The sequence below is a fragment of the Aquibacillus koreensis genome, from assembly GCF_025154055.1.
In the GTDB taxonomy this organism is placed as follows: domain Bacteria; phylum Bacillota; class Bacilli; order Bacillales; family Amphibacillaceae; genus Aquibacillus_C; species Aquibacillus_C koreensis.
Window position 1 is genome coordinate 26571 of the sequence record NZ_JAOALK010000009.1, and the last position, 13520, is coordinate 40090.

The 13520-nt window shown below is 32.1% G+C and carries 12 protein-coding genes; all 12 read left to right on the forward strand.

From position 1 onward, the window contains the following. Position 1: 1 nt before the first annotated feature. Positions 2-1012, forward strand: a complete 1011-nt coding sequence (locus NYQ66_RS02410) for a hypothetical protein (RefSeq protein WP_259866475.1) — start codon at positions 2-4, stop codon at positions 1010-1012. 182 nt (positions 1013-1194) lie between these two features. Then, positions 1195-2289: a glycosyltransferase gene (locus tag NYQ66_RS02415; RefSeq protein WP_259866477.1), complete on the forward strand. Its 1095-nt coding sequence runs from the start codon at positions 1195-1197 to the stop codon at positions 2287-2289. A gap of 130 nt (positions 2290-2419) precedes the next feature. Beyond that, the gene (locus NYQ66_RS02420; protein WP_259866478.1) at positions 2420-3754 is read left to right on the forward strand and encodes an O-antigen polymerase; all 1335 of its coding nucleotides are present in this window, start codon (positions 2420-2422) and stop codon (positions 3752-3754) included. Positions 3755-3777: 23 nt separating this feature from the next. After that, positions 3778-4992 carry a glycosyltransferase family 4 protein gene (locus tag NYQ66_RS02425; protein WP_259866480.1) on the forward strand — a complete coding sequence of 405 codons (1215 nt, stop codon included), beginning with the start codon at positions 3778-3780 and terminating at the stop codon, positions 4990-4992. Between the two features lie 180 nt (positions 4993-5172). Beyond that, positions 5173-6597 carry a hypothetical protein gene (locus NYQ66_RS02430; protein ID WP_259866482.1) on the forward strand — a complete coding sequence of 475 codons (1425 nt, stop codon included), beginning with the start codon at positions 5173-5175 and terminating at the stop codon, positions 6595-6597. Between the two features lie 159 nt (positions 6598-6756). Then, positions 6757-7737: an NAD-dependent 4,6-dehydratase LegB gene (locus NYQ66_RS02435; protein WP_259866484.1), complete on the forward strand. Its 981-nt coding sequence runs from the start codon at positions 6757-6759 to the stop codon at positions 7735-7737. 11 nt (positions 7738-7748) lie between these two features. Continuing rightward, entirely contained in the window at positions 7749-8918 is a 1170-nt protein-coding gene (locus tag NYQ66_RS02440; protein WP_259866486.1) for a LegC family aminotransferase, read from the forward strand. Between the two features lie 30 nt (positions 8919-8948). Further along, complete coding sequence (locus tag NYQ66_RS02445; RefSeq protein WP_259866488.1) at positions 8949-9995, forward strand: sugar phosphate nucleotidyltransferase; 1047 nt, start codon at positions 8949-8951, stop codon at positions 9993-9995. After that, the gene (locus tag NYQ66_RS02450; protein WP_259866490.1) at positions 9988-10626 is read left to right on the forward strand and encodes an acetyltransferase; all 639 of its coding nucleotides are present in this window, start codon (positions 9988-9990) and stop codon (positions 10624-10626) included. Before NYQ66_RS02445 ends, NYQ66_RS02450 begins: the two co-directional genes overlap by 8 nt. A 5-nt stretch (positions 10627-10631) precedes the next feature. Further along, the gene (neuB, locus tag NYQ66_RS02455) at positions 10632-11627 is read left to right on the forward strand and encodes an N-acetylneuraminate synthase (protein WP_259866492.1); all 996 of its coding nucleotides are present in this window, start codon (positions 10632-10634) and stop codon (positions 11625-11627) included. Continuing rightward, complete coding sequence (gene neuC / locus NYQ66_RS02460) at positions 11624-12790, forward strand: UDP-N-acetylglucosamine 2-epimerase (protein WP_259866493.1); 1167 nt, start codon at positions 11624-11626, stop codon at positions 12788-12790. The genes neuB and neuC overlap by 4 nt, the downstream gene beginning before the upstream one ends. After that, positions 12791-13474 (forward strand): acylneuraminate cytidylyltransferase family protein, encoded by a 684-nt coding sequence (locus tag NYQ66_RS02465; RefSeq protein ID WP_259866495.1) that lies wholly within the window; start codon positions 12791-12793, stop codon positions 13472-13474. The last annotated feature ends 46 nt before the right edge of the window (positions 13475-13520 follow it).

A 13520-nucleotide genomic window follows, 5' to 3' on the forward strand; every position in this document is an offset into this window, starting at 1 on the left:
CATGAATAGAAAAAAGGTATTGTATATCGGGACCCCCATATTTAATTACCATAAAAAGATTATTGAGGAGTATGAGTCTCAAGGATATTCAGTAGATTATTATAACGACAGGCCAAGTGAAAGTTCATTTGTTAAGGGTGCTATTAAGGTGAAAAAAAACTTAATGGATTCTCTTATTAAAAAGTATTTCAATAAGATTATGTCTGAAACAAGCGGGAGAACCTACGACTTAGTATTCATAGTAAATTGTAAAGTGTTTACTCCAGAAATGCTAAAACAATTGAGGAAGACTCAAAAGTCAGCAAGGTTTGTTTTATATATGTGGGATTCTTTAACACTTTACCCTAGTAGTAAAGAACTGATTTCGATTTTTGATAAAGCTTATTCGTTTGACTCAGATGACTGTAATGAAATAGAGGGTTTGAGTTTTTTACCCTTGTTTTATAGTAAAGATTTTGAAAAACTTGGCCAAGAGGACGTAAAAGAGTATGAATTTGATATCGTAAGTGTTTGTACAGCTCATCCTAATAGATACAAAACAATGCATAATTTATTCCCTATCTTAGAGGCAAAAGGCATTAATGTATTTTCATATATGTTCTTAAATAAACTTCAGTTTTTATATAACAAGGTGTTTGTGAAAGAATTTAAAAATGCTAAGAAAAGTGAATTTAAGTTTAAGCCCTTATCTGAAAAAGAAAATTTAGCAGTACTTAGAAAGTCTAATGTGGTTTTTGATATGCAACATAATAAACAAAGTGGATTAACTATGCGAACTATAGAAACTTTTGGAGCTAAAAGAAAGATGATTACTTCTAATGGTAATATAAAAAAATATGATTTTTATAATTCAAACAACATATTTGTTTTAGAAAATCAAAATCCAGACGAAATAATTGAATTCTTAGAAAATAGTTATGAACCTATAAATAGCGAAATCTATGAAAAATATAGTCTAAGCCACTGGTTAAAAACAATTATCAATGAAGAAGAAAATAATTATTTGAGATAAGCTGTTTATTAATAATAGAGTACCAAATAATAAAAAAATTTTTCTATACACCTTTCTAATTAGCTGTTTATCCACCAGGCAAGAGGGTGTTATAAATTAAAGTTTTTAGTGTCTATAAAAAAACACCTATATATAAAATATTAAGTGTAAACGGTGGTAGACTTAGGGAGGTGTGATATATATTGAAAACAATAGTTATATCAGGAATAAACTTATTTGAGGGTGGCCCTTTATCAGTTTATAAAGACTGCTTAAATAGCATTATTGAAAATAGATTAAATGAAAAAAATAATATTATTGCTTTTGTACACAAAAAAGAGCTTTTTAAAGAGTACACTGATAAGATCACACTTATTGAATTACCAAAATCAAGGGAAAATTATCTCTATAGAATTTGGTATGAATATATATATTTTTATCTCTATTCAAGGCATAAAAATATTGATGTTTGGTTATCATTACATGATATAACACCAAATGTAAAAGCTAAAAAGCGATATGTGTATTGCCACAATGCATCCCCTTTTTATAAAATGACAAAAACAGAGACTAGGTTTGCTCCAAGGTTGAAGTTATTTAATTTGTTTTATAAATATCTTTATAAGATAAATATAAGAAAAAATGATTATGTCATTGTTCAACAGGATTGGATAAAAAAAAGGTTTATGCAGGCATTTAATATTGAAAACATTATTGTAGCACATCCAGATACAAGTTCTATTAAGGATAATGGAAGGCCAATAAATTACAATAATGAAGTTAATAGTAACTTATTCTTTTATCCCTCCGTTCCTAGAGTATTTAAAAATTTTGAAGTTATCTGTGAGGCTGCACAAATACTAAATAAAAAAGGTATTTCTAACTATAAAATTGTTTTAACATTGGATGGGACAGAAAATTCTTATTCTAAATATCTTATAAACAAATACAAAGAGGTTGAAAATGTTAAATTTGTGGGACTGTTGAAAAGGGAAAATGTTTATAATTACTATGCAAAATCAGATTGCTTAATTTTTCCTTCTAAACTGGAATCATGGGGGTTACCGATAACTGAATATAAGAATTTCGGAAAACCCATTATCTTAGCCAATACAGAATATGCTAAAGAAACTCTAGGAACATATGATAAGGTAAGGTTTTTTGACCCTAATAGTTCAGAAGATCTAGCAAGGATACTTGAAGAGTACATTGATAAAAGGGTTGAATGGGATTCAATTCAGTTGAAAATGAATCCAGATACAAGTTCATGGAGTGAACTATTAAATATTATTCTTTGATTATTATTAGTACTAAAGTTATTTTTTTCTCTGATTTTAAACGAAGAATAAAGGTATAATTAATAGTTTTCTAACTAATATTTACAAACTAATTATTTTCAAAAATCTTAAAAGGAAAAGGATTTATATGGTGATAAGGAGCAATACCCTAATTAACTATGCTTTTTATTCTTTAGTGTTTTTATGTTTTTTAATTATTTATACAGTTGATGGTATTAACTCGGACTTTAAAGTTTTATTTACTAACTTATTAATTGGGCTGGTTAGTTTATTCTTCATGTTTAATGGCGATAGATATAACTTTAGTTTAAATAAAATGTTTATGCTTTTTTCATTTTTCTTTTTTGCAATTGCACCAGCTCTTCAATATCAATATGGTGTCGTTTTATGGTCAGGTCCTAGTTTTAGCGATGAAGATTATTATTATTTAAATGTTGTAATCTTATGTATCCTTTTCATTTATCAGGGGTTGTATCATTTATTTAGGAAGTTACAGGCAAGTAAGTTTGAAACTACGGTAGTAAAGATACTCAACGAGAAAAGGAAACTAATAGGAAACAGGCTCCTTATTTTGTCATTAATTTCTTTAGTAATAACTCTATACTTTTATAACTTTAATTTAACAAATTTGTTGTTTAGGGCTGGAGATACTGGGAGAGTTGCTGTTAACCAAACGATTTCTTTAATTTTTGCAAACTTTTTACTACCTATACCTGTAATTTGTTTGGTTTTCTTTAAAAAATACGAACTTAATAATAGACTGTTAGAATTTTCATTGTTAGCAATAGTATTAATATCCAATTTTCCTACTTCAAAGGCAAGGTTTTATATTGCAGCTATGTACATCCCTTTGTTAATTCTATATTTTAAGCAATTAAACAAAAAATATATGTTGCTTAATAAAATCTTAATATTTGGCTTTCTGATTGTTTTTCCATTTTTAGACCAGGCAAGAAAATATAACAATTTTAGTGATTTTAAATTTTCCCTTGACTTTCATATGTTTTTACAAGGTCACTTTGATTCATTTCAAATGTTTATGAGAGCTATTGATTCCAATATTATAACCTATGGTCAGCAGCTATTAACAGCAATCTTTTTCTTTGTACCTCGGGCAATATGGCCTGAAAAATCAATAGGTAGTGGCTATTTAGTTTCCCATAATGTTGGTCTTTCTTTTGATAATATATCTATGAATTACTTCGGTGAAGGTTACGTGAACTTTGGATATTTGGGCATTTTGATTTTTACATTAATACTAGCTTTTGTAACTGCAAAGTTAGATAAAATGTATTGGCTAAAGTTGGAAAAAAATAGTTCATTATCAGTTTTTTATCTGTTTTTATTAGGTTTATTATTTTTTATATTAAGGGGAGATCTTTTAAGTTCATTTGCATATACAATGGGAATTTGTGCAAGTGTTTTCTTTGTACACACCATAGCACTTAAAAAAAGTAAGGAATAAATTATTGGAGGGAGGGCTAATTTTTGAAGATTGTACACATTCAGCAATATTTCAACGAGAAGATGGGTTACCAAGAGAACATTTTTCCATATTATCAAAAAAAGTTAGGTCATGATGTTGTTTTAATTACTTCCACAAGATCCAATGGTTTTAATAATGATCCTCGAGTTAAAAAAGAGGGTGAATTTATTGAAAATGGGTTTAAAGTAAAAAGAATAAATATTTTTAACGAATTTAAAGATAGATTTGTTGTTTTTAAAAAATTATATGAATATTTAGAAGCAGAGAAGCCTGATTATATATACCATCATGGAGTAAATTCTCCATCACTTAGAACTGCTAGTATTTACAAAAAAAATAATCCAAATGTTTTTTTAGCAGTAGATAATCATTCAGATTTAAATATAGCAGCACGAAATAAACTGTGGAAGGTCTTCTATTATAATTTATTATGGAAAAATATTATAGCTAAATATGATAAGTACATTGATTTGTATTTTGGGGTAACTCCAGCAAGATGTGTATTTTTAGAAGAAGAATTAGGTATTAACAGAGAAAAAATTAGACTCTTACCAATTGGAGCTGATGTAGATAATGTTAAGGCCAGTATTTCTAAAAAAGAATTTCTTGAAAAATATAATATTGATAGAAATTGTCTGCTAATAACACATGGTGGGAAGATTACTCCTGAAAAACAAAATGATAGAATTATCGAAGCTTTTTTGAGACTAAAGGATAGAAATGTAAGGCTAATAATTTTCGGCCTCATTAAAGATAAAAGGGTACAAGAGTTAATAAAAAATGATGACAGAATAATATTTTTAGGGTGGTTAAATAGAGAGGATACCTTAACTGTTTTGAAATACAGTGATGTCGGAATTTGGAACACCCAACACACAACGCTACTAGAAGATTGTGTAGCTGTAGGTTTACCAATGATATTAAGGTATTATGGAAGCACTTGTCACTTGATAGATGACACTGGCTTATTTTTATATGATGGATCAATAAGAGAGATTCAGGATAAATTACAACTAATAATAAATAACGATAATATCCTAAATCAATTCAAGGATAAAGCTCATAACATACGTGATTTACTATCATATGAAAATATTGCTAAAGAAAGTATTAAATATTATTATTCTACCGATTATAATGATATTCATAAAAAATTTATGTCTATTGTTTACTCTGACGAGAATTATAAGAACTTTCGAGTTATGGATAGAAGTTAACGATTGTGATCTTGGAAAATCAGTATAGGAACTAATATATCCACTTATGAAGATGATAATATTTTAATAATTCTTCAAAATTTAGAATTTAGTAAATTACTTTTAAAATAGTTGAAAAGTTTAGTTGTAAGTAGTTTAACCAAACTGTGTTCTTAGCACGAGACTAATTTGGGGGATATAATGAACGAACATTATAAAATCGAAAGATTCATAGAATTTGAACAAGAGCATCAATTGTTTGATTTAGTAATAGGTGGTATCTCTGTATGGCACCCCATTCGTTTTATGGTTTACATGGAAATATTAAAAAGTCATTCTTATTTTGAGGATATACGAAACATTTCTCTATCTAAAAAAATATTTTTACAATTAAAGCAAATACCAGATATAATCTTCAAATATCCACATGTGTCATTTAGGAAAAAAGATGTTTTAATTTTTAACCATCATAGAAGAGTTAAAGATGGTGCATATTATACATGTCTTTATACAGATATGATTATTAATGACCTTGAGATACCTAATGTTGTGGTAGAAGAACCAATATTGGGTGAACATAGAAAGCCTATTGAAAATAAGAATATTATTTATACAGATTATATAAATTTAATTACAAAAATCAAAAGTAGGTTGTTTAGAAAGAAATATATTACAGCTGATGATAGGGTAAAAGTAGAGGAATTAATTAAAAAAATAAACAGTGAATTTGAAGTGGACTTTAAACTAGATGATTTAGGAAACAAGATTATTAATTTAATTGCAACATATAAATACATGTACTCTCATTATGAAAAGATGATAAGAAAAATTAATCCCAAAGTAATTATTGAAGTAGTATCATACGGATTAACTAGATTTATTATTAATGATATTGCTAAAAATAAAAATATTCCTACCATAGAATTACAGCATGGAACTATGGGTCAACACCATTTAGCATATAATTTTTCCAAGAAGATGGACTTATCAACCTTTCCAGATTATGTTTTCGTGTTCGGTCAATTTTGGAAAGAAAACACACGTTTCCCTATAAATGAGTCAAACGTTAAAGTTGTAGGTTGGCCATATTTTGAACAAAAAGTAAAAGAATCTAAAAGTAAAATAACAAAAAATGATAGAGAAGTTATTCTTTTCATTTCTCAACATACAATAGGCAAACAATTAAGCAAAGCTGCAGTTGAGGTTTCTAACAGAATTAAAGATAGTTATAAAGTTATATATAAGCTTCATCCAGCTGAATACGCCAGTTGGAAAAAGGATTATCCATGGTTAATAGATTCTAAAGTAGAAGTTATAGATAATAATGAACACGATATGCATTACTATTTTGCTAAAGCTGATAAGCAGGTTGGCGTATACTCTACCGCTGTATTTGAAGGTTTAGGGTATGAGTTAGAAACATTTATATGGAAATTATATGGGTATCACCATATGCAGGATTTACTTAATAAAGAGAGAGTTTGTTTAGTAGACAGTGTAGATGAATTTGTATCGCTTATAACTTCTTCAGAACGTCAAAAAAATTCTTATGATAAATCATTTTTTTGGAAAGAAAATAGCATCAATAATATCATTCAAGAAGTAGATGAAATCATAAAAAATTGAATCGATCCCAAAATTTAAATGGGTATATTAAACTTTATTAGCTATATCGAATAAATATTTAATAATCATTAGTAGTGATCAAATAACGGATTTAACCTTTAGATATTTACAATCTAAGTTTAATATTAAATGCTATCGAATTAATGTGGAGGGTATAAAATGAAAAAAGTATTGATAACAGGAGCCGATGGCTTTATAGGAAGTCATCTAACTGAAGAATTAGTAAAACAGGGAAATAAAGTTAAAGCATTTGCTTATTATAACTCATTTAATTCTTGGGGTTGGCTTGATACTCTACCTAAAGAGATAATGAATGAGGTAGAAGTATTTACAGGGGATATTAGGGATCCAAATGGTGTAAAAGAGGCAATGAAAGGGATGGATGATGTATACCATCTAGCGGCTCTTATCGCTATTCCGTTCAGCTACCATTCTCCAGACACATATGTTGATACAAATATTAAAGGAACTTTAAATGTTCTACAAGCAGCTAGGGAATTAAATACTTCTAGAGTGCTTGTTACATCAACTTCTGAAGTCTATGGAACTGCTCAGTATGTACCGATTGATGAAAGACACCCATATCAAGGACAATCCCCATACTCTGCAACAAAAATAGGTGCGGATCGTTTAGCTGAATCTTTTTACCGTAGCTTTGACATGCCAATTACAATTGTTCGTCCATTTAATACGTATGGACCACGTCAATCTGCACGTGCTGTTATTCCTACGATTATTACTCAATTACTTGCTGGGAAAGAAGAAATCGAACTTGGTTCATTAACACCAACAAGGGACTTTAACTTTGTAAAAGATACAGCAAATGGTTTTCTTGAAATTGCCAAGGCTGAAAATACGATTGGTGAAGAAATTAACATTGCGACACAAGATGAAATTTCAATCGGTCAGCTTGCAGAAGAGTTGATCAGACAAATCAATCCGAATGCTAAAATTGTGACGGATGACCAACGTTTACGCCCTGAAAACAGTGAGGTAAACAGATTGTTAGGATCTAATGAAAAAATTAGGGCTTTGACAAACTGGGCGCCAAAATACACGTTCGAGCAAGGACTAGCAGAAACAATTGACTTCTTTAAACATAATTTAGATAAATACAAAACGGATATTTATAACATATAGGAGCGGAACAAATGAGCCAAAAATTTATCCCTCTATCTGTACCTAATTTAAAAGGGAAAGAATTAGAATATGTAACACATGCTATTGAGACAGAATGGGTTTCAACAGGTGGATCTTATGTAACTGATTTTGAAGAGAAGACAGCAGAATATGTGAAGGCAAAAGGTGCGGTTTCTGTTCAGAACGGAACGTCTGGTTTACATTTAGCTCTTCAAATTTGCGGTGTGACCAGAGAAGATGAAGTGATTGTACCGACGCTAACGTTTATTGCTGCTGTCAATCCAGTAAAATATATTGGGGCTGAACCAATCTTTATGGATTGTGATGACTCTCTTTGTATGGATGCGGACAAGCTGAACGAATTTTGCGAGGCGCAATGCAATTTTATTGATGGTAAGCTTATTAACAATACAACGAAGAAACATATTAAAGCCCTTGTTGTCGTACATGTATTCGGCAATATGGCGAACATGGAAAAAATCATGGAGACTGCATTGAAATTCAATCTAAAGGTGATTGAAGATGCAACTGAGGCTCTTGGAACCTATTATACTGACGGCCCATACGCGAACAGATTTGCTGGTACGATTGGGACTATTGGTGTTTACTCTTATAATGGGAATAAAATCATCACCACTGGTGGTGGTGGAATGATGGTTTCCAACGATGAAGAGCTATTGAAAAAAGCAAAGCATCTTGCCACGCAAGCAAAGAGCGATGAGCTTTACTATACACATGATGAAATCGGCTATAACTACCGAATGACAAATGTTCAAGCTGCAATGGGGTTAGCTCAATTAGAACAACTGGAGACATTCATTCAAACAAAAGCAGATAACTTTAAGCTTTATAAGGAAATGACTGAGGGAATTGAAGGACTTTCGATTTTGGATTTTGAGCCAAACATTCGAAGTAATCATTGGTTCTATGGATTATATGTTGATGACAAGTATCCAATAGATATAGACAAAATGATTTCTTACTTAGGTTCAAAAAAGGTACAGTGTAGACCAATCTGGGGACTTATTAGCGATCAAAAGCCATATGAAGGAAGTCAGACCTACAAAATTGAAAAAGCGAAAAACTACTTAAAGCACGTTGTGAATATTCCATGCAGTTCAAACTTAACTGTAGAAGATGTTCAATACGTGGTTGAGTGCTTGAAAAATCCAGAAGCGTAATCAGTACAGTTTGTAAGGATGTGGATAAAATTGAATGTAAAAGATTTTTTAATTGACGAAGAAGCCACAATGCTTGTGGCAATGGCATTGTTAGATAAAATAGCCAAGAAGGTTCTGTTTGTTGAAAAAAATGGGAAGTTTGTTGCGGCAATTACGGATGGAGATATTCGAAGGTGGATCCTGAAAAAGGGGAATCTTGAAGCTAAAGTAAAGGAAATCGCGAACTACAACCCAAAATTTATCCCTGAAAAAGATAAACTGGCTGCCAAAGATATCATGCGTGACCTTTCAATTGAGGCACTACCTGTTGTAAACGAGGACAAGGACATTGTATCAATCGTGTTTTGGAATGATGACGAAATTACAAAGCCTAAAAACCTTGATGCACCAGTTGTGATTATGGCGGGTGGACTAGGAACAAGATTATATCCTTATACGAAGATTCTTCCGAAACCGCTTATCCCAATTGGAGAAATCCCAATTGCAGAGCATATCATCAATCGTTTTCATGACTATGGGTCTAACCAGTTCCACCTCATTGTGAATCATAAGAAAAATATGATTAAGGCTTATTTTAATGAGATTGACAAGACGTATGAAATGAATTATGCGGATGAAGATCAGCCATTAGGCACAGGCGGGGGATTAAGCTTACTAAAAGGAAAAATTAAGTCCACATTTATCTTAACAAACTGCGACATTCTGATCGAAGAAGATTACGAAAAGATTTATGATTACCATAAAAAAGAAAACAATCTCGTGACAATGGTATGTTCACTTAAACACATCCGAATTCCTTACGGTGTCATTGAAATAAATGAAACGGGTGAAATCGAGGAAATGAAGGAAAAACCTGAATTCTCTTTCTTTACAAATACGGGAATGTATATCGTTGAGCCAAAAGTCATTGATGAGCTAGAGGATAACACATCGATTGGCTTCCCTGAAATTATTGAAAAATATAAGGGTGCAGGAGAAAAGATCGGGGTTTATCCAATTAGTGAGCATGCTTGGCTTGACATGGGTCAAATCGATGAAATGGAAAAGATGAGAAAAAGGTTAGAGCGTGATGAGTAAAAAAATCCTTTTGGTAGGTGGAGGAGGCCATTGTAAGTCTGTATTAGATGCCCTTCTTGAAACAAACGAGTATGCCGAAATCGGAATCATTGACAAAGATGATAGCGCCGGGAAGGAGATCCTAGGTGTTCCGATTATCGGTTGTGACGACGATTTACCTAGACTTTATCAAGAAGAAGGCTTCACTCATGCGTTTGTAACGGTTGGTAGCCTTGGGAACCCTAATCTTCGTATTAAACTTTTTACAGTCCTAGAAAAGATAGGTTTCGAGATACCGAATATTGTTGATCCTACAGCTGTTGTGAGTCGGCATAGTAGGTTAAAAAAGGGTATTTATATAGGGAAAAATGCGGTAGTGAACGCTGGATCCACCATCCATAAAGGAGCAATTATTAACACATCCGTTCTAATTGAGCATGATTGTATTGTAGAGGAGTTTGCGCACATTGCGCCAGGCAGTGTTCTTTGTGGGGACGTTCATATTGGGGCAGGAACACATATTGGAGCCAGAAGTGTCATTAAGCAGCAAATAAAAGTAGGTTCAAAGACATTAATTGGAATGGGTAGTGTAGTTTTGTGTGATATTGGTAGTAATATCATCGCTTATGGTCACCCATGTAAGGAGGTTTAAAATAAATGAGCGTATACATTATAGCGGAAGCTGGCGTTAACCATAATGGTAGCTTGGAATTGGCAAAAAAATTAGTAGATAGCGCCAAGCATGCAGGTGCCGACTGCATAAAATTTCAAACCTTTGTAGCAAAAAATATCGCATCTAAAAATGCTGTAAAAGCAGAATATCAAAAACAACAGACAGATTCTAATGAAAGTCAGTTAGAAATGTTAAAAAAGCTTGAATTGTCTTTTGATGAATTTGTTGAACTAAGTGAATATTGTAAGTCTCAGAAGATTGAATTTCTCTCTACAGCATTTGACTTTGATAGTATTGATTTCTTAAATAGCTTAAGTATGCAAACATGGAAAATTCCTTCTGGAGATATAACAAATCTACCTTATCTTGTTAAAATAGCTAAGTTATCCAAACCTGTGATCCTTTCAACTGGGATGAGTACTATGGGGGATATTCGTGCAGCTTTACGTGCACTAAAAGAAAATGGCTCAGGAGAAATAACGGTACTTCACTGTACGACGGAGTATCCTACCCCTTTTACAGATGTTAATTTATTGGCTATGAAATCAATCGAAAAAGAATTTGGAGTTGCAGTCGGGTATTCCGATCATACTAAAGGAATTGAAGTCCCAATCGCTGCGGTTGCTATGGGAGCAACAGTGGTTGAGAAACATTTTACCCTTGATCGAAACATGGAAGGACCAGACCATAAGGCTAGCTTAGAGCCAAATGAACTAAAGGCAATGGTAAGTGCTATTAGAAATGTGGAAGTTGCAATAGGAACTAGTGAAAAAAAACCAGTAGATTCTGAGAGAAAGAATATGACGATTGCGAGAAAAAGTATTATTGCGAATCGTCCAATTAAAAAAGGTGAGATTTTTACAGAGGAAAATCTAACTGTAAAAAGACCTGGGAATGGAATTAGCCCTATGAAATGGTTGGAGGTTATAGGAAGTCCAGCTATCCGTGACTTTGAAGAAGATGAGATGATTGAATTATGAAAAAAATAAGTATACTGACTGCTACTAGAGCTGAATATGGACTTTTAAAACCAATCATTTCAAAATTAAATACAGTAGCTGAATTTGATGTCCGTATAGTTGTTACGGGTGCACACTTATCACCGGAATTTGGTTTGACTTATAGAGAAATTGAAAAAGACGGCTTTGTGATTGATGAGAAAATTGAAATGCTATTAAGTGCAGACACTCCCGCAGCCATATCAAAATCTATGGGTTTAGCGATGATAAGCTTCGCCGATTATTTTAACAGGTTAAAACCTGATATGCTTATCGTACTTGGAGATAGATATGAAACCCTTGCAGTTTGTATGTCAGCTATGAATGAAAGAATTCCGATTACTCATCTTTATGGCGGAGAAACTACAGAAGGAGCTGTTGATGAGTCTATTCGTCATGCTATTACGAAGTTGAGTTATTTACATTTTACAAGTACAGAAAAATATCGAAGTCGTGTTATCCAATTAGGAGAACAGCCTGAGAGGGTATTTACCGTTGGAGCTGTCGGAGTAGAGAATATATTAAAACAAAGATTATTGGACAAAAATGAACTTGAGTCATCTATTAAGTTTAAGTTAGATAAACCGTATGCAATGGTCACTTTTCACCCTGTGACATTAGAGAATAATCAGTCAGCAGTGCAGTTTCAAGAATTATTAAATGTGTGTAAAAAATACCAAGATATGAAATTTATCTTTACAAAGGCAAATGCAGATACAAATGGACGGATTATTAATGATATGATTGATGCTTACTTAGAAGAAAATGAAAATGCTATAGCGTTTACTTCATTAGGAATGACAAGATATCTCAGTGCTTTAAAATATTGTACTGTAGTGATTGGGAATTCATCAAGTGGACTTCTAGAAGCACCTAGCTTTGGAATTCCTACAATTAACATAGGCGATCGGCAAAAAGGCAGATTACTGGCAGAAAGTGTTATTAATTGTGAACCTACAGTAGAGGGTATAAATGAGTCTCTTAAAATTGCTTTATCTAGTGAGTTTCGGCATAAAGCTAGGAGCACAGTGAATCCATATGGTTCAGGTAACACTTCAGAAAAGATAGTTACAATTATAATGGAATTTTTATTGAATAACCGAATAACATTGAAAAAGAAATTTTATGATTGTGAGGTGAGGTAAGTGAAGAATATTGCCATTATTCCAGCTAGAAGCGGATCAAAAGGATTGAAAGACAAAAATATTAAAGACTTAAAAGGCAAACCACTACTTGCCTACACAATCAAAGCTGCTAGAGATACAGATTTATTTGATGAAATATTTGTATCAACTGATTCTAAGGAATATGCACAAATTGCTCAAGATTGGGGAGCAAGTGTACCATTTTTAAGAGGTGAGGTGTTATCTTCGGATACAGCTTCATCTTGGGATGTTGTTAAACATACAATAGAAAGTTTTAAGGAAATGGGAAATGAATTTGAAACAGCAGCTCTACTTCAGCCTACATCACCACTTAGAAAGGCCCAGGATATTGTAAATGGGTATAAGTTGATGCAGTCTAAAAATGCAAATGCAGTAATTTCAGTTTGTGAAGTTGATCACTCACCATTGTGGTGTAACACATTACCAGGAGACCATTCTCTAAAAAACTTTTTGAATCAAGATTTAGTAAGTACTCCTCGTCAAGCTTTGCCTTCTTATTATCGGATTAATGGAGCCATTTATATTGTTAAGAATGAGTATTTAATGACTACAGATAGCATTTATAAAGAAGGGTGTTATGCTATGATCATGTCAAAGGAAAACTCTATTGATATTGATGATGCTGTAGATTTTAAAATAGCGGAGGCATTGCTTTCTAGTTAATAACCCTATAGCAATTTTATATTATTATTATCACAGTAATTAATAA